The sequence below is a fragment of the Streptomyces sp. NPDC104202 genome, from assembly GCF_055584185.1.
The window spans coordinates 68,406-88,436 of record NZ_JBVJMN010000015.1; the positions used below are offsets into that span (position 1 = coordinate 68,406).

The 20,031-nt window shown below is 74.3% G+C and carries 13 protein-coding genes and 1 pseudogene; 9 read left to right on the plus strand and 5 right to left on the minus strand.

Translation table 11 applies throughout. The features are described from left to right. Positions 1 to 57: 57 nt before the first annotated feature. The 4 genes from ACZ60W_RS13105 (at position 58) to ACZ60W_RS13120 (ending at position 7,682) form a co-directional block, all read left to right on the plus strand. Positions 58 to 3,855, plus strand: a complete 3,798-nt coding sequence (locus tag ACZ60W_RS13105; protein ID WP_469755403.1) for a S8 family peptidase — start codon at positions 58 to 60, stop codon at positions 3,853 to 3,855. 137 nt (positions 3,856 to 3,992) lie between these two features. After that, positions 3,993 to 5,441, plus strand: a complete 1,449-nt coding sequence (locus tag ACZ60W_RS13110) for a protein phosphatase 2C domain-containing protein (protein ID WP_469755404.1) — start codon at positions 3,993 to 3,995, stop codon at positions 5,439 to 5,441. A 27-nt stretch (positions 5,442 to 5,468) separates the two neighbouring features. Further along, positions 5,469 to 7,211, plus strand: a complete 1,743-nt coding sequence (locus tag ACZ60W_RS13115) for a pyruvate dehydrogenase (protein WP_469755405.1) — start codon at positions 5,469 to 5,471, stop codon at positions 7,209 to 7,211. Positions 7,212 to 7,277: 66 nt separating this feature from the next. Next, entirely contained in the window at positions 7,278 to 7,682 is a 405-nt protein-coding gene (locus ACZ60W_RS13120) for an ATP-binding protein (protein WP_469755406.1), read from the plus strand. Between the two features lie 45 nt (positions 7,683 to 7,727). Here the strand turns inward: ACZ60W_RS13120 and ACZ60W_RS13125 are convergent. From ACZ60W_RS13125 to ACZ60W_RS13135, 3 genes and pseudogenes are all read right to left on the minus strand, one after another. Beyond that, positions 7,728 to 7,925, minus strand: a pseudogene (locus tag ACZ60W_RS13125) (DUF2637 domain-containing protein); the annotation flags it as partial. Further along, on the minus strand, positions 7,907 to 8,944 hold the full coding sequence (locus tag ACZ60W_RS13130; RefSeq protein WP_469755407.1) for a DUF2637 domain-containing protein: 1,038 nt from the start codon (positions 8,942 to 8,944) through the stop codon (positions 7,907 to 7,909). The gene ACZ60W_RS13130 and the pseudogene ACZ60W_RS13125, both read right to left, overlap by 19 nt. A 204-nt stretch (positions 8,945 to 9,148) precedes the next feature. Next, complete coding sequence (locus tag ACZ60W_RS13135; RefSeq protein ID WP_469755408.1) at positions 9,149 to 10,006, minus strand: (2Fe-2S)-binding protein; 858 nt, start codon at positions 10,004 to 10,006, stop codon at positions 9,149 to 9,151. A 193-nt stretch (positions 10,007 to 10,199) separates the two neighbouring features. On the opposite strand from ACZ60W_RS13135, the gene ACZ60W_RS13140 reads away from it, so the two are divergent. Together ACZ60W_RS13140 and ACZ60W_RS13145 are read left to right on the plus strand one after the other, a co-directional pair. Further along, positions 10,200 to 11,141, plus strand: coding sequence for a GntR family transcriptional regulator (locus ACZ60W_RS13140; protein WP_469755409.1), 942 nt, complete (start codon positions 10,200 to 10,202; stop codon positions 11,139 to 11,141). Positions 11,142 to 11,224: 83 nt separating this feature from the next. Then, entirely contained in the window at positions 11,225 to 12,907 is a 1,683-nt protein-coding gene (locus ACZ60W_RS13145; RefSeq protein ID WP_469755410.1) for a WD40 repeat domain-containing protein, read from the plus strand. Positions 12,908 to 12,959: 52 nt separating this feature from the next. Here ACZ60W_RS13145 and ACZ60W_RS13150 read toward each other — a convergent pair whose 3' ends face one another. Further along, positions 12,960 to 13,748 (minus strand): hypothetical protein, encoded by a 789-nt coding sequence (locus ACZ60W_RS13150; RefSeq protein WP_469755411.1) that lies wholly within the window; start codon positions 13,746 to 13,748, stop codon positions 12,960 to 12,962. Positions 13,749 to 14,038: 290 nt separating this feature from the next. Next, the gene (locus tag ACZ60W_RS13155) at positions 14,039 to 15,736 is read right to left on the minus strand and encodes a PucR family transcriptional regulator (RefSeq protein ID WP_469755412.1); all 1,698 of its coding nucleotides are present in this window, start codon (positions 15,734 to 15,736) and stop codon (positions 14,039 to 14,041) included. 304 nt (positions 15,737 to 16,040) lie between these two features. Between ACZ60W_RS13155 and ACZ60W_RS13160 the strand changes: the two genes are divergently transcribed. Genes ACZ60W_RS13160 through ACZ60W_RS13170 form a run of 3 tightly spaced genes read left to right on the plus strand, consistent with a single transcriptional unit; the run spans position 16,041 to position 19,911 of the window. Next, entirely contained in the window at positions 16,041 to 16,931 is an 891-nt protein-coding gene (locus ACZ60W_RS13160) for an FAD binding domain-containing protein (RefSeq protein WP_469755413.1), read from the plus strand. Between the two features lie 2 nt (positions 16,932 to 16,933). Continuing rightward, positions 16,934 to 17,521, plus strand: a complete 588-nt coding sequence (locus ACZ60W_RS13165; RefSeq protein WP_469755414.1) for a (2Fe-2S)-binding protein — start codon at positions 16,934 to 16,936, stop codon at positions 17,519 to 17,521. A 2-nt stretch (positions 17,522 to 17,523) separates the two neighbouring features. Continuing rightward, complete coding sequence (locus ACZ60W_RS13170; RefSeq protein WP_469755415.1) at positions 17,524 to 19,911, plus strand: xanthine dehydrogenase family protein molybdopterin-binding subunit; 2,388 nt, start codon at positions 17,524 to 17,526, stop codon at positions 19,909 to 19,911. Positions 19,912 to 20,031 lie beyond the last annotated feature (120 nt).

Below are 20,031 nucleotides of genomic sequence, written 5' to 3' on the forward strand. Positions count from 1 at the left end.
ACAGCCTTCGGAGAAGGGGCCTTTGCGCCCTTTTTCCGGATTCAGATGGGGAGAGCGATGCGTCCGATTTCGCGTACGGCCCTGGGGGCGGCGACCGCCGCCGTCCTGGTCGTCACCGCGGTCGCGCCGTCCATGGCCGACGAGCCGCAGGACCGTGCGACCGCCGAGCGACCGCTGGTCGGCAGCGGGGCCCCGGCCCGCGCCGGGGAGGGGGCCGGCCGGGCCGCCACGGTGACCCTCGTCACCGGCGACCGCGTCCTGGTCACCCACGACGCCGCCGGCGCCCCGGCGGCCACCGTCCTGCCCCGCGAGGACGGCACCGTCCCCCTCGTCCAGACCCGCCGCTCCGGGCAGGACCTGTACGTCTACCCCGAGGCCGCCACCGACGCGCTCGCCGCCGGACGCGTCGACGAGGAGCTCTTCAACGTCACCGGACTCGTCCGCCAGGGCTACGACGACGCGGCCACCGCCACCCTGCCCCTCATCGCGGTCTACGGCTCCGACCTCGCCCGCTCGGTCCCCGCCGCCCCGCGCGGCGCCCGCCGCGGCCAGGTCCTCAGGGCCGTCGACGGCGTCGCCCTCAAGGCCGACAAGAAGCAGGCCGCCACCTTCTGGACCGACGTCACCGCCCCCGCCGCCCGCTCCGCCTCCGGGCTGCGCAAGCTCTGGCTCGACCGCAAGGTCCAGGCCACCCTGGAGCGGTCGACGAAGCAGGTCCACGCCCCCGAGGCATGGGCCGCCGGCTACGACGGCACCGGCACCGAGGTCGCCGTCCTCGACACCGGCGCCGACGCCGAACACCCCGACCTCAAGGGCCGCATCGCCGCCTCGGAGAACTTCACCGACTCCGAGACCACCGACGACCACCAGGGCCACGGCACCCACACCCTCTCCACCGTCGGCGGCTCCGGCGCCGCGAGCGACGGGAGGAAGAAGGGCGTCGCACCCGGCACGCGGCTCCTCAACGGCAAGGTCCTCGACGACTCCGGCTCCGGCGCCGCCTCCTGGATCATCGCCGGCATGGAGTGGGCCGTCGCCCAGGGAGCCGACGTGGTCTCCATGAGCCTCGGCAGCCCCGTCCCCACCGACTGCACCGACCCGATGAGCGTCGCCGCCGAGGAACTCGCCCGGAACGAGGGCACGTTGTTCGTCATCGCCGCCGGCAACTCGGGCCCGACGCTCCACACGGTCTCCTCGCCCGGCTGCGCCCCCGGCGTGCTCACCGTCGGCGCCACCGACCGCGACGACTCCACCGCGTACTTCTCCAGCCGCGGCCCGACGATCGTCACCCACACCCTCAAGCCCGAGATAGCCGCGCCGGGCGTCGGCATCTCCGCCGCCGCGGCCGGCGGCCGCGGCGTGTACGCCTACCGGTCCATGTCCGGCACGTCGATGGCCACCCCGCACGTCGCGGGCGCCGCCGCCATCGTCAAGCAGCGCCACCCCGACTGGACCGCCCAGCAGATCAAGGCCGCCCTCGTCTCCTCCGCCGAGAGCGACCTCCCCGGCGACGTCCGCGAGGTCGGCGGCGGCCGGCTCGACGTCAAGGCCGCGATCGACCAGACGGTCCTCGGCGCCCCCGCCGTCCAGGCCGGCACCTACGCCTGGCCGCAGGACCGCAGCGACCGCACCACGGTCTCCGTGCCCTACACCAACACCTCCGCCGCCCCCGTCACCCTGCGGCTCGCCGTCGAGAAGGTCACCGGCAACGACGGCTCCGCCGTCCGGCCGCGGACGTCCTCCGGGGGGACCCCCGCCACCGTCGCCCGCCTCGGCGCGCGCACCGTCACCGTCCCCGCCGGAGCGACCGTCCGGGTCCCGCTGGAGATCGCCCCCGACGCCCGCCTGGAGCCCGCCCAGTACGGCGACGTCACGGGCCGCGTCCTCGCCACCGGCCCCGGCGGCGTCCACGTCTCCACCCCCTTCTCGCTCTACGTCGAGCCCGAGACCGTCACCCTCCGCGTGAAGCTGATCGACCGTCTGGGAGCGCCCGCGACCGGCGCCTCCTCCCTCGACGTCATCGGCACCGACGACGCCGGCGGCGAGCGGCGGTTCAACGACGGGGCGGCCGACCAGGTCTACCGCCTGCGCCCCGGCAGCTACTTCCTCTCCTCCTTCGTCACCACGCCCGACGCGGGCGAGGGCGCCCGGCTCACCGACTCCCTCACCTACCTCGGCCGCCCGCAGCTGGAGCTGAGCAAGGACACCACGGTCGTCCTCGACGCCCGCAAGGCCCACGAGCTGTCCGTCCGGACCGACCGTCCCTCCGAACTCCGCGGCGCCACCCTCGCGTTCGCGCGCTCCTGGGGCGACGTCTGGCTGCACGCCGGGACCGCCGCCGGCCCGCGCACCCTCCGCAGCTACTACGCCTCGGTCGAAGGCGGCGCCGACGAGGGCGAGTTCGAGTTCGGCAGCTACTGGCGCGCCGCCGCCCCGCAGATCACCTCGCTGCGGACCGCCGACGGCCTGACCCTGCACCCGCTCACCGCCTCCGTCGCCTCCGACAACCTCGACGGCACCGGCTCCGCGCGCCTCGTCGACGCCGGCACCGGCACCCCCGAGGAGCTCGCCGCCGCCGGGGTCCGGGGCCGCGTCGCCCTCGTCCGGCTGCCGGACGACACCACCGGCGCGGGCACCCTCGCCCGCAACGCCAAGGCCGCCGGAGCCGTCGCCGTCGTCACGTACCACCAGGCACCCGGCCGCTGGTACCCGAGCGGCGGGTTCACCGGCCTCGGCCTGCCGGTCCTCTCCGTCCCCGCCGACGAGGCGGCCGCCCTCCGCGGCCGGCTGGCGGCCGGCGAGGTCACCCTCGCCTGGAGGGCCACCGCCAGGAGCCCGTACGTCTACAACCTCGCGTTCCCCGAGACCCGGGCGATCCGGGACGACCGGAGCTACCGGGTCCGCGACGCCCGGCTCGGCCGCACCGAGGCCACCTACGGCTCCGCGGGCGTCGCCACCGACTTCGTGGACTTCCCGGCCGCGCGCCGCCCCGACGGGGTGCGGATCGGCTTCGGCTCGCTGGAGACGGTGCCCGCCCCCGGCACCCGCACCGAGCTCTACTCGGCCGGCGACACGGTCTGGGAGCCGATGGTCGGCAGCAGCTTCCCCTTCGGCGAGATCATGGTCGCCACCCCGCGCGCCTACACCGCCGGAGAGCGGCGCGCCGAGCACTGGTACGACGGTGTCCTCGCCCCCACCGCCCCGCGCGACGGAGCCGGCGAGCCCGTCCTGGTCGCCGAGCGACAGGGCGACCTCATCGGCTTCGCGGACGCCATGTGGGGCGACAACACCCACCACGCCGTGCCCGGCTCCTTCGGGGACATCGGCAGCCTCAGGCTCAGCCGCGACGGCGAGGTCCTCGGCGAGACCGGATGGCCGTTCGGCGTCTTCGAGGTACCGGCCGAAGCCGGGACGTACACGCTCGAACAGAACACCACCAAGATCGGCAGCAGGGTGTGGGAACGCTCCACCGCCGTCAATTCGGTATGGAAATTCACCTCCAAGGCTGACGAGAGCGTCTATTCTCAGGGCATCCCGATTCTCTTCCCCCGGTACGACCTTCCGGAGGACGGACTCAAGACCCTCGCCGCGACCGACGGCCAGCAGATCGGCCTCACCGCGACGGGTCACGCGGGCTACACACCCGCTGCGCTCACCTCGGCCAGGCTCTCGTACTCCTACGACGGGGGCACGACCTGGACCGAAGCGCGGGTCTCCCAGCAGGGCGGCGGCTGGACCGCGACCGTGAACCACGCGGACGCGACCGGCAGGCAGGTCACGCTGAGGACCGAACTGACGGACGCCCACGGCAACTCCGTCACCCAGACCGTGGTCCGCGCTTACGACGTGCGCTGATCACGCCGGTCCGCCGGGCGTCCTTCCCGTGGGGGGTGGGGCCGCCCGGCGGACCACTTTCCCGTGGACCACCCGTTTGCAGCAGCGGTTTCCCGATGTCCCGTTTTCGGACGCCGTACGCGGTGGACAATAAGGGCATGACTCAGCAGGGGGACGACTGGTGGGACGAGCTCTACGACGACGCGGCGCCGGACACGGCCCCGACGGTCCCGGGTGACACGCTCGACGACCACTTCGACACCGCGACGCGCGCCACGACCGGCCCGCCGGACCCGCCGCCGGCGCCCGGCCCGCCACCACCCGTCCCCACCGCCCCACCACCCGTCCCCGCCGCGCCGGCCCCCGTCCGCGCGCCGGCCCCCGTGCCCGCGCGGGCGCCCTGGGAGGTGCCCGAGGAGGGCCCCCGGACCTTCCCGGCCCCGCCCTCCCCGCCCACCGAGGCGGAGACGGTCCAGGTCCGCGTCCCCTCCGCCCCGGACGCGGACGCGTGGGACGTCCCGGAGGCCGATCCGGAGGACGACGACGCCGCCGGGCCGGACGCCCCGCCCGGCGCCGACCTCACCGTCGAGGTCGCCGTGCCCGTGGACCTTCCCCGGCCGCGCACCGGCTTCGTCGGGAGCAGACCCCCCACCTACGAGTCCGAACCCACCGCCCTGCCCGTCGCCCGCCCCGGCGAACTGGCGGAACTCGTCGCCGACACCGTCCTCGACGGCGCGCGCTACGGCACCTGCACCGTCCGGGCCGCCTCCACGCGCGGCGACTCCGCCCGCTACCGGGGCGAACCCCGCAGGGACGCCCTGCTCACCGCCCGCTTCGGCCACGACGAGACCGCGCTCGTCCTCGTCGCCGTCGCCGCCGGCTCCCGCGCCGCCGAGGACGCCCACCTGGCCGCCGCCGACGCCTGCCACTGGATCGCCGAGGCCGTCTGCCGCAGCCACGCCCGGCTCTCCGAGGACATCAGGTCCGGCCGCCGCGGCGACCTCAAGTCCGGGCTGCACCGGCTCACCGACCGCACGTACGGCAAGCTCAGGGCCCGCGCCGCCGAGCGGGGCCTCGCCTCCGACGAGTACACCGCGACCCTCCGCTGCCTGCTGCTGCCCGCCGACCCCGAGTGCCGCACCCGGGTCTTCTTCGGCATCGGCGGCGGCGGTCTCTTCCGGCTCCGCGACGGCTCGTGGCAGGACCTCGAACCGCTCCTGCCCGAAGCCGCCGCCGTCGGCGCACCCGTCGTCGGCTTCGGATCGCCGCCGCCCGCCGCAGCCCCGGAGGCGACCGAGGAGGGCGACCGGCTCACCATGGACCTCGGCATCACCACCGCCCCCGGACCGCTCGTCGAGGACCCCGTGCCGCCGCCCTCCGAGCCGTTCCGCTTCCGCGCCTCCGTCGCCCGCCCCGGCGACACCCTGCTCCTCGCCTCCCCGGGCCTCGCCGAGCCGATGCGCGGCGAACCGGCCCTGGCGCACGCGCTCGCCGACCGCTGGGCGGGCCAGGAGGCGCCCGGTCTCGCCGCCTTCCTCGCCGACACGCAGCTGAGGGTGACCGGCTACGCCGACGACCGCACGGGGGTCGCCGTCTGGGAGGCGTAACGCGCCGGGCCGTGTGTTGATGGAGCCATGGCCAAACAGAACGTGGCGGAACAGTTCGTCGACATCCTCGTGCGCGCGGGCGTCCGCCGCCTGTACGGCGTGGTCGGCGACAGCCTGAACCCGGTCGTCGACGCCATCCGCCGCACCCCCGACATCGACTGGGTGCAGGTGCGGCACGAGGAGGTCGCGGCCTTCGCCGCGGGCGCCGAGGCCCAGATCACCGGCGGCCTCGCCGCCTGCGCGGGCTCCTGCGGGCCGGGCAACCTGCACCTGATCAACGGCCTGTACGACGCCCACCGCTCGATGGCCCCCGTCCTGGCCCTCGCCTCGCACATCCCGTCCGGCGAGATCGGCCTCGGCTACTTCCAGGAGACCCATCCGGACCAGCTGTTCCGGGAGTGCAGTCACTACAGCGAGCTCATCTCCAGCCCCCGGCAGATGCCCCGGCTCCTCCACACGGCCATCCAGCACGCCGTCGGCCGGGGCGGCGTCAGCGTCGTCTCGCTGCCCGGCGACATCGCCTCCCAGCCGGCCCCGGAGAAGACGTCCGGGTCCGCCCTCGTCACCTCCCGGCCCACCGTCCGGCCCGGCGACGGCGAGATCGAGGCGCTGGTCCGGATGATCGACGAAGCCGATCGGGTGACGCTCTTCTGCGGCAGCGGCACGGCCGGCGCGCACGCCGAGGTGATGCAGTTCGCCGAGCGGCTGAAGTCGCCGGTGGGCCACGCCCTGCGCGGCAAGGAGTGGATCCAGTACGACAACCCGTACGACGTCGGCATGAGCGGGCTGCTCGGATACGGCGCCGCCTACGAGGCCACGCACGAGTGCGACCTGCTGATCCTGCTCGGCACCGACTTCCCGTACAACGCCTTCCTGCCCGACGACGTCAAGATCGTCCAGGTGGACGTCCGGCCCGAGCGGCTCGGCCGCCGCTCCCGGCTCGACCTCGCCGTCTGGGGAGACGTGCGCGAGACCCTGCGCTGCGTCACCCCGCGCGTCCGGGCCAAGACCGACCGGCGCTTCCTCGACAAGATGCTGAAGAAGCACGCCGACGCCCTGGAGGGCGTGGTCAGGGCGTACACCCGCAAGGTCGAGAAGCACGTCCCCGTCCACCCCGAGTACGTGGCCTCCGTGATCGACGAACTCGCCGACGAAGAAGCCGTGTTCACCGTCGACACCGGCATGTGCAACGTCTGGGCCGCCCGCTACCTCACGCCGAACGGGCGGCGCAGGATCATCGGCTCCTTCACCCACGGCTCCATGGCGAACGCCCTGCCGCAGGCCATCGGGGCCCAGTTCGTCGACCGGAACCGGCAGGTCGTCTCGCTCTCCGGCGACGGCGGGTTCTCCATGCTGATGGGCGACTTCCTCACGCTGGTCCAGTACGACCTGCCCGTGAAGGTCGTCGTCTTCGACAACTCCTCGCTCGGGATGGTCGAACTGGAGATGCTCGTCTCCGGGATCCCCTCCTACGGCACCACGAACAAGAACCCCGACTTCGCGGCCATCGCCCGCGCCGCGGGTGCCTACGGCGTGCGGGTCGAGAAGCCCAAGCAGCTCGCGGGCGCCCTCAGGGACGCCTTCCGGCACAAGGGCCCCGCGCTCGTCGACGTCGTCACCGACCCCAACGCGCTCTCCATCCCGCCCCGGATCAGCGCCGAGATGGTGACCGGCTTCGCCCTCTCCGCGGGCAAGATCGTCCTCGACGGCGGCGTGGGACGGATGCTCCAGATGGCCCGCTCCAACCTGCGGAACGTGCCCCGCCCCTGAGGGAATGCGGGCGCCCCGGCGGGGCATGCATCCCGTGAGCCCGTTCGACGACGCTTGGTGGGGGATATGGCCGGGGAGGCGCGACAGCCGACTCAACTGCTCAGGAAGGTGGGAGGGGCGGATCTGACCGCGGTGCCGGAAGTGCGGCACGCCTTACGCGAGATGCTGCGGAAATGGGGCGGGCCCGGCGCCTCCGACGTGGCCGAGCTGCTCACCAGCGAACTGGTGACCAACGCCCTGGTCCACACCGGCCACGGCGCCGTCGTGACCGCGACGGTCGTCCCCGAGCAGCTCAGGGTCGAGGTCCGGGACTTCGTCCCCGGCCTGGAGGCACCGGACGCACCGCCCGCCGACGACGGTACGCACGGCAGAGGACTCGTCCTCGTCCAGGCCCTGGCCGACTCCTGGGGCGTCGAGGACAACGCGGTGGGCAAGGTCGTGTGGTTCGAACTGAACGGTGGGGCCGCCTGAGAAGGCGGCCCCACCGGTTTTCACGGGGTTCCCGCGGACGCGGGCTCAGCCGAACTGCTGCTCCAGGTCCTTGAGCTTGCGCTCCAGGGAGTCGAGCCGGGGCAGCGTCTGGGTGTCGTCCTCGGCGGTGAGGTCCACCGTCCGGGAGTCGGCCGTGCGGGACTCAGCGCCCCTCACGGCTTGCAGGGAGGGCCGGGGTCGAAGCGGCAGCTGTCCGGGGTCCGCTATGGCGGGCTCGGGGGGGGGGGGGGGGGGGGGGGGGGGGGGGGGGGGGGGAGCGGAGGGGGGGGCGGGGGGGGGGGGGGGGGGGGGGCTAGATGGCCCTTCTCCCTCTCCCCCCCCCTCCCCCCCCCCCCCCCCCCCCCCCCCCCCCCCCCCCCCCCCCCCCCCTGCCCGGAGCCCGTGGCCGGGCCCGCGGCGGCGCCGGCGTTGAGCGCCGCCACCTCGACCTGGCGGCCGCCGCCCCGCCCGAAGGCGCGGTGCTGACGGTTGATCGCCTTGAGCCGGGCCCGGTCCAGCTTCACCTGGTCGCGCCTGCGGATCCGGTTCTGCTCCTTCTCCCGCCGGTCCTCCCGGACCTCGTCGACCGCCTCGTCGAGCGTCCGCACGCCCTCCAGGAGCATCAGCGACCAGGCGGCGAAGGTCTCCCGGGGGGCCCGCAGCCATCGGACGATCCGGATCTGCGGCAGCGGGCGGGGCACCAGGCCCTGCTCGCGCAGCGCCGCCCGGCGCGTCTGCTTCAGCGCCCGGTCGAAGAGGACCGCCGCCGAGAGGGACATGCCCGCGAAGAACTGCGGGGCGCCGTCGTGGCCCAGACCGCGCGGTGCGTGGACCCAGTTGAACCAGGCCGCCGCCCCGGCGAAGAGCCAGACCAGGAGGCGCGAGCCGAGGGCCGCGTCGCCGTGGCTCGCCTCGCGCACCGCCAGGACGGAGCAGAACATCGCCGCGCCGTCGAGGCCGAAGGGGACGAGGTACTCCCAGCCCCCGGCGAGGTTGAGGTTCTGCCGGCCGAAGCCGACCAGCCCGTGGAAGGAGAGGGCCGCGGCGACCGCGGCACAGCAGAAGAGGAGGACGTAGGACGCGGTGCCGTAGACCGCCTCCTTGCGTCTGCGGCGCTCCTCGCTGCGTTCCCAGGAGTCCTCGGCCGCGGCCTGGTCACCGGCGCGCTTCCCGCGCGCGAGCACCGCCACCGCCGTCAGGACTCCGGCCACCATCACGCCGCCCGGAAGCAGCCAGTCCAGCGATATGTCGGTCAGTCTCATGCGGTGTCCCTTGCATCGCAGTAGGGCGTTTGGCGGCCCATACTGGCCGACCCCGTGCGGTGCTCAAGGGGTTTCCGGGCAAGAGCACGCCATCGGGGACCCGGGGCATACGAATAGGTGCGATCTGCTCGAACGCACCTGCGAGCAAAGGGAATCGCGTTCGATCGACGCCACCCGTGCGGGTGGCGTAACCGTCCGGGAGCCTCAGGCGGTCGCGGTCAGCCGGCGGACCCGCTCGGCGTCGCACGTGCGGGGGCAGGTGAGGCAGGTGTCCTCGGGGCGCAGCGTGTAGAAGAAGCAGCAGGTCGCCCGGTCGCGGGTGGCGCGCGGGGCGCCGTCGGCGTCCTCGGCCCCCGGCAGCTCGCGGAAGCCCGCGGAGCCGGCGTACGGCTTGGCGGTGCCCGGCATGAGCAGGTCGAGCTCGGCCATCGCCCGCCCCTCCTCGCCGAGCAGGGCGCCCACGTACCAGAGGCCCTCGACGATCTCGTCCGTCGCCATGCCCCACAGGGCGCGGCGGCCGCGCTTCATGCGGGGCCCGAAGCCCCCGAGGACCGCCTCGAAGTGCTCGGCGAGCGAGGAGCGGACCTCGGCCCGCAGCGCCTCCTCGTCGGCGACGACCCGGGCGCCGGGCAGGGCCGCCGCGGGGTCGTCGGGCAGGCACGCGAACTCCTCCACGCGGACCGCCATCCGTCCGAGGGCGCGCTGGAAGGCGACGTTCCGTGCGGGCAGCCGGGGCACCCGGCGGTGCAGGAACCACGGCACGGTGACGAGGAGGCAGGCGGGCCAGGCGTAGCGGTGGAGTCCGAAGCTCGCGACGACGTCGGGGCGGGCCTGGGTGCCGTGGTCCCGCAGCACCTGCGCGTGGTCCCAGGCGAGGAAGGCGTCGAGGGCGGGGCCGCCGGCGGCCAGTTCGTCCGCGCCGACCCAGCCCGCGCCGCGCGGCAGCCGTTCGCCGGGGGTCGTCTCCTCCATCCGCAGGCCGGAGAGGGCCTCGGTGAGTCGCGCGTAGGACGCCGCGACGGGCGAGGCGGGCGGAGCGGGCAGCAAGGCGGGGACGGTCATGCGGACCACCGAATCGCGTTCGTAGGCAGGTTAGCCTTACCTTACCCGATTCGAGGTCGCTGCTCACCACCGGTCGCTGCCCGCCACCTGCGGGGCAGCCCTCGCGCCCGCGATGTCCGTCTGTTCGCCTATGGTGCACAGAGGACCCGGGTCACGCGAGCCGGGCCCGGCACGAGCCCCCAGGAGGACCCGGGTGGAGCAGGGCGCGGCGCGCGAGCGGGCGACGGACCGACCGTCCCCGCCCTTCGGCGACCCCGCGCGCGTCCCGGAGCAGGGCCGCGCCGACACCCCCGGCCGCGCCCGCGACACCGACCCGGCGGCCCGCCCCGGATACCCCCGTCCGGCGGAACACCCGCGCGGCGCGGCCCACGCCCCGGGCGCCACCCGGACCGGCGGAGCCCCGCACGCCCGCGGCGAGCACACCCACGGCGAGGAGCCGCCCGCCCGGCCCGCGCTCCCCGCGCCCCGCGTGGTGCGGCACTCCGTGCGCGGCCAGATCCTCGACGCCCTGCGCACCGCCCTCGTCGGCGGCGAGCTCGTGCCCGGCGAGGTGTACTCCGCCCCCGCCCTCGGCGAGCGCTTCGGCGTCTCCGCCACCCCCGTCCGCGAGGCCATGCAGCGCCTGGCTGTCGAGGGCGCCGTCGAGGTCGTCCCGAACCGGGGCTTCCGCGTCACCGAACGCACCCCTCGCGAGCTCGCCGAACTCGCCGAGGTCCGCGCGCTCATCGAGGTCCCCGTCATGCTGCGGCTCGCCCGCACCGTGCCCGCCGCCCGCTGGCGCGAACTGCGCCCGCTCGCCGAGGCCACCGGTGCCGCCGCCGCCCGCGGCGACCGCGCCCACTACGCCGAGACCGACCGCGCCTTCCACCGCGCCGTCCTCTCCCTCGCCGGGAACGAACAGCTCCTCGCCGTCGCCGACGACCTCCACCGCCGCTCCCAGTGGCCCCTGATCAGCGCCCCCGTCCTCCGCCACGGCGACCTCGTCGCCGACGCCGCCGAGCACACCGCCCTCCTCGACGCCCTCATCGCCCAGGACCTCGCGGTCGTCCGCTCGCTCGTGCGCGAGCACTTCGCGGGGTCGGACGGCCTGACGCCCCCCAGGACCCCCTGGGAAACCTTCCTCGATCCGGCCTGATCGAGGAAGGCTCCACCGGCCGTCGGGGCGACTAAAGTCGGGGGCGTCAGCACACCCGTACCGTGTCGCCCGTGAGGTGCCCCATGCCGTCCGCGACCCCGTCCCCGGCATGGGACGGACGCCGACCCGCCCTCGGTACGGAAGCCGAGGCGGCGGCGCTGCTCGGCTGGCTCACGGACCCCGAGTCGCCCCGGCTCTGCGTGGTGACGGGCGAGCGGGGGAGCGGCAAGACCGCGCTGCTCGGCTGGCTCGCCGCGTACGGGCCCCGGGCCGGGCGGCCGCGCCGCCGCACCGCACGCGTCCTGGTGCCGCTGGCCGGACAGAGCGTGCTGGGGGCGGCGTGGACGATAGCCGACCGGCTCGGAGTGGTCGCCGGGTCCCCCGGCGACCTCGTCGACGCCCTCGCGACGAGCGAGGCGCGGCCCGCGGGCCGCGCCGTCCTCCTCCTCACCGACCTCCACGCGGCGGCGGAACCCGCCGGGATCACCCGGCTGATCGGCGAGCTCGCGGGGGTGGGCCGGATCCGCCTCGTGGTCGAGGCCCGCAGCGACAGCCCGGCCCCGGGCCAGCTGCGCGCGGAACGCCGCGTGACGCTCGTGGACCTGGACGGCGACCCCGACCCGGGCGGCCGGACGCCCGCGGAGCCACCGGCCCGCCCCGAGCCGGACCTCTCCGACCCGGTGGCGGTCTGCGGGGCCGACCCGGTGCTCGTCACCACGGCGTACGTCACCGGTGCCGCGCCCGCCGGAGTGCCCGGCACGCTCGACGGCCCCGAGGCCCCCGCCCGCCCCGGCGAGGGCGGCGCCGACGACCACGGAGGGCTGCGCGCCGCCTGGATGCGGGCCGGACAGTCGCTCTGCCGCGCCCAGGACCCGTCGGAGAGAGCCCTGGTGCTGCTCGCCGCGCTCGGCGACGGGGCCGACCCCCGGCTCCGGCCCGCACTGGCCGACCTCGTGCGCCGGACGCCCTGGCGCCTCCGCTGGGCCCGCCACCGCGGCGATCTGACGCCGCCCTGGCCCGGTCCGGTCACCGTCCTCGGCTCGGCCGGCGGGCCGCTGGAGGGCACCCTGCTGGTCGGCGACCGCACCGGCGCCGTACGGCTGCTCCACGAGGCCGACGCGAGCCCCGGCGGACGCCTCGCCCACACGGTCCCCGGCCGGGTGACCGCGCTGGCACCGGCGCCCGACGGGACGGTCCTGCTCCTGGACGACCGGGGCCGGCTCCACACCGTCCGCGGCACGACGCCGCGCGCGCCCTACCTGGAGCGCCTCACGGAGGCCGTCTCGGCGACCCTGGCCCGGCACCCGGGCACGGCCCTCGCGGCCATCGCGGGCTCCGTGGTGGTGGGCGACCGGCTCGGCTCCGTGCACGCCTTCGGACTCACCGGGCTGCACCAGGCGGCCTCGCACAGCGGCCGGGTCACGGCGGTCGCGGCGGTCGACTCCGAGACGCCGTTCGTCTGCTCCGGCGGCGCGGACGGCACGGTGCGGCTCTGGACCCCGGGCCGCGACCCGCTGCCCGAGCCGCTCGCCGAACGCCCGTCCCCGGTCGTCTCCCTGCACGCGACGGAGACCCCGTACGGGCCCCTGGTGGCCGCCGCCTGGGCCGACGGCCTCGTCGAACTGCACCGCCCGGAGGGCGGCCGGACGCTCTCCTTCCGTCCCGGGCCGCCGATCCGCGCGGTCGCGGTCACCGGCGCCGGGTCGCTCGTCGTCGGAACCGACGAGAGCCTCGTCTGCCTCGTGCCCGCGCAGCCGCACGGATGAGGGAGGCAAGGAATGATGACGCCTCGTCATCAATCCTTGCTCATCAGGTACTTCAGGTCGCCGGACGGGGCGTCAGCTGGGCCGAGAGCCAGGTGGGCACCCCGCCCAGGAGGCGGAAGAGGCGGCGGGCCTCGGCGCGCAGCCGGCCGGCCTCCGGTTCCGTCTCGGTGTCGGCCAGGGCGGTGAGCGCCGGGGCCGTGCCGACGAGGTAGCCCAGCTCCTCGCGGATCCGCAGCGACTCGGCGAAGCCGTGCCGCGCCTCCGCCAACTCCCCTTCCCTTAAAGCCAGTCCGGCGAGATGACGCCAGGTGAACGAGAGCAGGAGCGAGTCCCCCAGGGCGGTCGCCCCGGCGTGCGCCCTGCTGTACGCGGCGCGGGCCGCCTGCGGGGAGTCACCGAGGTTCTGGGCGATCAGCCCGCGCCGGAAGTCGAGCAGCGGCCGGCCCTCGGCGCCGGGGGCGATCAGCGCCGCCGCCCGGCCCAGCGCCATCCGTGCCTCGTCGGCCCGGTCGCGCACCCCCAACAGCGTGGAGGCGTAGGCGAGATAGCCGCGCTCGCAGGCCGCCGCCCCGCGTTCCTCGTCGGTCCGGGCGACGGCCTCGGCCGCCCGGAGCGCGTCCTCGGCGTCGGCCCAGCCCTGTTCGGTGTAGAGGCAGCGCTCGATCAGCAGTGCCGCCCGTTCGAGGGCGGCGGCGGGTTCGGCCGCGTGCGGCGCGAGCAGTGCGGCCGCGTCCGTCCAGCAGCCGCGGGAGCGGAGACGCCATATGGCGGTCTCCACGGGTGTCTCCTTGCCATAGGCGAGGGACGGATCTTCGCCACCCCTTGATTCGGAACCAGACATGGCGGTATCCGCCACATTGCCCTCCCCGAGCGCGCCATCGAGCTGTTGAGTAGACCCGCATCTCAGCACATGGGCAGCACCTGGCCAAGGGGTCAGGTGAAAGAATTCACAAGAGTCCCCGCCGTACGGGCAGCGGCCTCCCGATGGCGGCCGACAGCCCGTCAGATCGCGGCAGGGCCCGGGTTCGGGCCCCGCGGCGGCCCGTCGGAACACCCCTCCGACGGGTCCCCACCAGCCCGGACGTCACTCCTTCGGACTCCACCGAAAGGGTGAATCCGCACCGTGCGGAATCAGCTCATCCGCAGGGCCAGGAAGAAGTCGAGCTTGTCCTCCAGGCGGGAGAGGTCGCGCCCGGTGAGCTGCTCGATGCGGCCCACCCGGTACCGCAGCGTGTTCACGTGCAGGTGCAGCCGGGTCGCACATCGCGTCCACGAGCCGTCGCAGTCGAGGAACGCCTCCAGGGTGGGGATGAGCTCCGCCCGGTGCCGCCGGTCGTAGTCGCGCAGCGGGTCGAGCAGCCGGGCCGTGAACGCCCGCCGCACGTCGTCCGGCACGAACGGCAGCAGCAGCACGTGCGAGGCCAGCTCGTGGTGTCCGGCGGCGCAGACCCGGCCCGGGCGGGCGGCGGCGACCCGGCGGGCGTGCCGGGCCTCCTCCAGTGCCCCGCGGAGCCCCTCCGCCGAGTGCACGGCCGCGCTGACGCCGAGCGTGAGCCGCCCGTCGTCCGCGAGGCCGCCCGAGAGCGGGCCCCGCACGGCGGCGAGCAGGGCGTCCGCGTGCAGGCCCAGCGCGGTCGCCTGACCCTCGTCCTCGCTGTCCGGGAGCGGGCCCGCCGCCAGCGGGACCAGGGCGATCGCCTCGTCGCCGCTGTGCGCGACGGCGATCCGGTCGGCGGACTCGGCGCCCACCGTCGCCGGGTCGACCAGGATCTCCTCCAGGAGCGCCTGGGCGACCGGACCGGTCTCCACCGCGGAGCCCTGGCCGGCCTCCTGCTCCCACTCCACCCGGGCGACGACCACCTGCCAGTGCGGGGCCGTGCCGAGCCCGGGCAGCAGCACCGGCGCGGCGACCCGGAGCCGGGCCGCGATCTCGGCCGGGGCCGCGCCCGTCTGCACCAGCTCCAGGACCTCCTGCGCCAGCCGGCGGCGCACCGTACGGGCCGCGTCGCGCCGGTCCCGCTCGACGGCGATCAGCTGCGTGACGCCCTGGAGGAGGTCGAGCCGGGCCGCCGGCCACTCCCCGGCGTCGGCCTCGACCGCGAGCAGCCAGTCGGACAGGACCGTCTCGCGCACGTCGCGGGAGGCCGGGGCGGCGCCGCGGCCGCTGTTGCGGATCGGGAAGAGGGAGTACGTCGCACCGGCCGTGTTCAGCCGGTGGGGGCCCCGCCGGCCCGTCCGGGTGGCGGCCAGGTGCTCCCCGGCCAGCGTGGCGGCCAGACCGCCCTCCAGGGGCTCTCCGGCGCCCGCGATCTGGCGGCCGGTGGGGGAGAGGACCCAGGCCCGCAGATCCAGGTCGGAGCCGAGCAGGTCGAGGACGACCTCGGGGCCGCCGCCGGCCGGGCCGGAGGTCATCAGCCGCCGGTGCCGGTCCACGACGGCGGCCAGGTCGCCCGCCCGCTCGCCCGAGACCTGTCGAACAACGTGCTCGGTGATCGTCGCGAACGCAACGGACTCGTTGACCGCGAAGAGCGGCAGACGATGGCGCGAACACGCCGCCACGAGATCGTCCGGGATGTCGCCCAGCTCCGCCTCGCCGGCCGCCAGGGCGGCCACTCCGGCGGCCGCCAGGATCCGGACGAAGGGCTCGGCGTCGGCCGGGTCGCTGCGCCAGGCGAGGCCGGTGAGCACCAGCTCGCCGCCCGAGAGGTACCGGCTGGGGTCCTTGAGGTCCGTCGTCATCACACCGCGGACGGTGCGGTCGAGCTCGTCCTCGCCGCCGAGCAGCCGCAGGCCCAGCGCGTCGTTCTCCAGCAGTGCGCGCAGCCGCATCGTGTCGCCGCCGTTCTTTGGTTCGGGGATGGTGAAGTGTCGCGTTGTCGACGGTGGGGTGGTGCCACCGTTTCCAGGGGAAAACAGCGAGGTTTCCGTTCCCCGCCTTTCGTTCGAATCTACAAGACGACGAAGGGCACCAGCCAACTCCTTCATGTTTTCGGTGACTGCACTGGGGCGATCGTGGCTTGTGTACTAGGCCACACACCGCGTGAACAGCACATGAACACGATGTCGAGGGCCGGCCGTCCCCCCGGACCCACCAGTTCGACCCCCGAACCAGAATCACTAGAAGAGAGCCACCATGGACTTCCTTCGCCCCGCCAGCTGGGAGGAGGCGCTCGCCGCCAAGGCCGAGCACCCCACGGCCGTGCCCATTGCGGGTGGCACCGACGTCATGGTCGAGATCAATTTCGACCACCGCCGGCCCGAGTACCTCCTGGACCTGAACCGTATCGAGCTGCTGCGCGACTGGGAGGTCGGCGAGGAGAACGTCCGGCTCGGCGCCTCCGTTCCGTACACCCGGATCATGGAGAACCTGCGGACCGAGCTGCCCGGTCTGGCGCTCGCCTCCCACACGGTCGCCTCCCCGCAGATCCGCAACCGCGGCGGCGTCGGGGGCAACCTCGGCACCGCCTCGCCCGCCGGCGACGCCCACCCCGCCCTGCTCGCCGCGGGCGCCGAGGTCGAGGTCGAGTCCGTGCGCGGCAGCCGGTTCATCCCGATCGACGCGTTCTACACGGGCGTGAAGCGCAACGCGCTGGAGCCCGACGAGCTGATCAAGACCGTCCACGTGAAGAAGGCGGACGGCCCCCAGCAGTACTCCAAGGTCGGCACCCGCAACGCGATGGTCATCGCGGTCTGCGCCTTCGGCCTGGCCCTCCACCCGGAGACCCGCACCGTCCGCACCGGCATCGGCTCCGCCGCGCCGACCCCGATCCGCGCGAAGGAAGCCGAGAACTTCCTCAACGCGGCTCTGGAGGAGGGCGGCTTCTGGGACAACGGCAAGATCATCACCCCGTCGATCGCGAAGCAGTTCGCCGACCTCTGCTCGGGCGCCGCCAACCCGATCGACGACGTCCGCGGCACCGCCAAGTACCGCCGCCACGCCGTCGGCATCATGGCCCGCCGCCAGCTGGGCTGGACCTGGGAGCAGTACCGCGGCACCGGCCGCACGCTTGAGGGAGCTGCATAACCATGCGCGTCAATTTCACGGTCAACGGTCGTCCGCAGGAAGCCGACGACGTCTGGGAGGGCGAGTCCCTCCTCTACGTCCTGCGTGAGCGCCTGGGTCTGCCCGGCTCCAAGAACGCCTGCGAGCAGGGCGAGTGCGGTTCCTGCACGGTCCGCCTCGACGGCGTGCCGGTCTGTTCCTGTCTCGTCGCCGCCGGCCAGGCCGAGGGCCGCGACATCGTCACCGTCGAGGGTCTCGCCGACTTCGCCAAGGAGCGCGCGGAGCACGCCGGTTGCGCCACCGGCGCCTGCGGCACCTCGCTCGACGCCGCCAAGAAGTGGGAGGCCAAGCCCGGCCAGGACTCCCAGACCGGCGAGGGCATCGAACTCTCCCCGATCCAGCAGGCGTTCATCGACGCCGGCGCCGTGCAGTGCGGTTTCTGCACCCCCGGCCTCCTCGTCGCGGCCGACGAGATGCTGGAGCGCAACCCGTCCCCGACGGACGCGGACATCCGCGAGGCGCTCTCCGGCAACCTCTGCCGCTGCACCGGTTACGAGAAGATCCTCGACGCGGTCCGCCTCGCGGCCGCCCGTCAGGGAGAGGCGGTCTGATCATGGCTGGAACCACCACGGGCATCCCCCGCGACGTCACCCAGAACCACGTCAAGGGCGGCATCGGCGAGTCCACCCTCCGCCCCGACGGCACCCTCAAGGTCACCGGCGAGTTCGCCTACTCCTCGGACATGTGGCACGAGGACATGCTGTGGGGCCAGGTCCTGCGGTCCACCGTCGCGCACGCCGAGATCGTGTCCATCGACACCTCCGAGGCCCTCGCCATGGACGGCGTCTACGCCGTCATGACGCACGAGGACCTGCCGGCCGAGAAGAACTACGGCATGGAGTTCCAGGACACCCCGGTCCTCGCCTACGGCAAGGTACGTCACCACGGTGAGCCGGTCGCCCTCGTGGCCGCCGACCACCCGGAGACCGCCCGCCGCGCCGCCGCCAAGATCAGGATCGAGTACCGGGAGCTCCCGGTCATCACGGACGAGGCCTCGGCCACCGCTCCGGACGCGATCCTGGTCCACGAGGGCCGCGACGACCACCACTCCGGTCACGTCCCGCACCCCAACATCGTGCACCGCCAGCCGATCATCCGCGGCAACGCCGCCGAGGCGGCCAAGCGCGCCGACGTCATCGTCACGGGCGAGTACACCTTCGGCATGCAGGACCAGGCCTTCCTCGGCCCCGAGTCCGGCCTCGCCGTGCCGGCCGAGGACGGCGGCGTCGACCTGTACGTCGCCACCCAGTGGCTGCACTCGGACCTCAAGCAGATCGCCCCCTGCCTCGGCCTGCCCGAGGAGAAGGTCCGCATGACGATGGCGGGCGTCGGCGGCGCGTTCGGCGGCCGCGAGGACATCTCGATGCAGATCCTCGCCTCGCTGCTCGCCCTGCGCACCGACAAGCCGGTGAAGATGGTCTACAACCGGTACGAGTCCTTCTTCGGGCACGTCCACCGGCACCCGGCGAAGCTCTACTACGAGCACGGCGCCACCAAGGACGGCAAGCTCACGCACATGAAGTGCAAGATCGTCCTCGACGGCGGCGCGTACGCGTCCTCCACGGCGTCGGTCGTCGGCAACGCCTCCTCCCTCTCGGTCGGCCCGTACGTCATCGACGACGTGGAGATCGAGGCGATCGGCCTCTACACCAACAACCCGCCCTGCGGCGCCATGCGCGGCTTCGGCGCGGTCCAGGCGTGCTTCGCCTACGAGGCCCAGATGGACAAGCTCGCGGCCAAGCTGGGCATGGACCCGGTGGAGCTGCGGCAGCTGAACGCCATGGAGCAGGGCACGATCATGCCGACCGGCCAGGTCGTGGACTCCCCGGCGCCCGTCGCCGAGCTGCTCCGCATGGTCAAGGCCCGTCCGATGCCCCCGGAGCGCCAGTGGGAGACCGCCGGCGAGGGCGCGGACGTCCGCGCGCTGCCGGGCGGCCTGTCCAACACCTCGCACGGCGAGGGCGTCGTCCGGGGCGTCGGCTACGCGGTCGGCATCAAGAACGTCGGCTTCTCCGAGGGCTTCGACGACTACTCGACCGCCAAGATCCGCCTGGAGGTCATCAACGGCGAGCCGGTCGCGCTCGTCCACACCGCGATGGCCGAGGTCGGCCAGGGCGGCGTGACGATCCACGCGCAGATCGCCCGCACCGAGCTCGGCGTCCAGCAGGTGACGATCCACCCCGCCGACACCCAGGTGGGCTCGGCCGGTTCGACCTCCGCGGGCCGCCAGACGTACATGACCGGCGGCGCCATCAAGAACTCCTGCGGGATCGTCCGCGAGAAGGTCCTGGAGATCGGCCGGCGCAAGTTCGGTTCGTACCACCCGGCGTGGGCCAACGCCGAACTCCTGCTGGAGGGCGGCAAGGTCGTCACCGACAACGGCGAGGCCCTCGCGAGCATCGCCGACGTCCTGGAGGACCAGGCCGTGGAGGTCGAGGAGGAGTGGCGGCACCGTCCGACCCAGGCCTTCGACCTCGTCACGGGCCAGGGCGACGGCCACGTCCAGTACGCCTTCGCCGCGCACCGCGCGGTGGTGGAGGTCGACACCGAGCTCGGCCTGGTCAAGGTCATCGAACTGGCCTGCGCCCAGGACGTCGGCAAGGCGCTCAACCCGCTCTCCGTGATCGGCCAGATCCAGGGTGGCACCACCCAGGGCCTGGGCGTCGCGGTGATGGAGGAGATCATCGTCGACCCGAAGACCGCGAAGGTGCGCAACCCCTCCTTCACGGACTACCTGATCCCGACCATCCTCGACACGCCGACCATCCCGGTCGACTACCTCGAGCTGGCCGACCCCAACGCGCCGTACGGCGTCCGGGGCATCGGAGAGGCCCCGACCCTGTCGTCCACCCCGGCCGTCCTCGCGGCGATCCGGGCGGCGACGGGCCTGGAGCTCAACAAGACGCCGGTCCGCCCCGAGGCGCTCACCGGCACGCTGTAGGACTCTCCGGGCGGTCCGTGCCTCCAGGGAACGTCACACCTCCCCGCCCGCACCGCCCGGAGACCCCCCCCGCAACACCCGCAACACCCGAAGTACCCGAAGTACCCGAAGTACCCGAAG

Excerpts from the sequence above, each read along its gene's own strand:
- ACZ60W_RS13105 (WP_469755403.1), top strand. The coding sequence starts at position 58 with ATGCGTCCGATTTCGCGTACGGCCCTGGGGGCGGCGACCGCCGCCGTC.
- ACZ60W_RS13110 (WP_469755404.1), top strand. The coding sequence starts at position 3,993 with ATGACTCAGCAGGGGGACGACTGGTGGGACGAGCTCTACGACGACGCG.
- ACZ60W_RS13115 (WP_469755405.1), top strand. The coding sequence starts at position 5,469 with ATGGCCAAACAGAACGTGGCGGAACAGTTCGTCGACATCCTCGTGCGC.
- ACZ60W_RS13120 (WP_469755406.1), top strand. The coding sequence starts at position 7,278 with ATGGCCGGGGAGGCGCGACAGCCGACTCAACTGCTCAGGAAGGTGGGA.
- ACZ60W_RS13130 (WP_469755407.1), bottom strand. The coding sequence starts at position 8,944 with ATGAGACTGACCGACATATCGCTGGACTGGCTGCTTCCGGGCGGCGTG.
- ACZ60W_RS13135 (WP_469755408.1), bottom strand. The coding sequence starts at position 10,006 with ATGACCGTCCCCGCCTTGCTGCCCGCTCCGCCCGCCTCGCCCGTCGCG.
- ACZ60W_RS13145 (WP_469755410.1), top strand. The coding sequence starts at position 11,225 with ATGCCGTCCGCGACCCCGTCCCCGGCATGGGACGGACGCCGACCCGCC.
- ACZ60W_RS13150 (WP_469755411.1), bottom strand. The coding sequence starts at position 13,748 with ATGTCTGGTTCCGAATCAAGGGGTGGCGAAGATCCGTCCCTCGCCTAT.
- ACZ60W_RS13155 (WP_469755412.1), bottom strand. The coding sequence starts at position 15,736 with ATGCGGCTGCGCGCACTGCTGGAGAACGACGCGCTGGGCCTGCGGCTG.
- ACZ60W_RS13160 (WP_469755413.1), top strand. The coding sequence starts at position 16,041 with ATGGACTTCCTTCGCCCCGCCAGCTGGGAGGAGGCGCTCGCCGCCAAG.
- ACZ60W_RS13165 (WP_469755414.1), top strand. The coding sequence starts at position 16,934 with ATGCGCGTCAATTTCACGGTCAACGGTCGTCCGCAGGAAGCCGACGAC.
- ACZ60W_RS13170 (WP_469755415.1), top strand. The coding sequence starts at position 17,524 with ATGGCTGGAACCACCACGGGCATCCCCCGCGACGTCACCCAGAACCAC.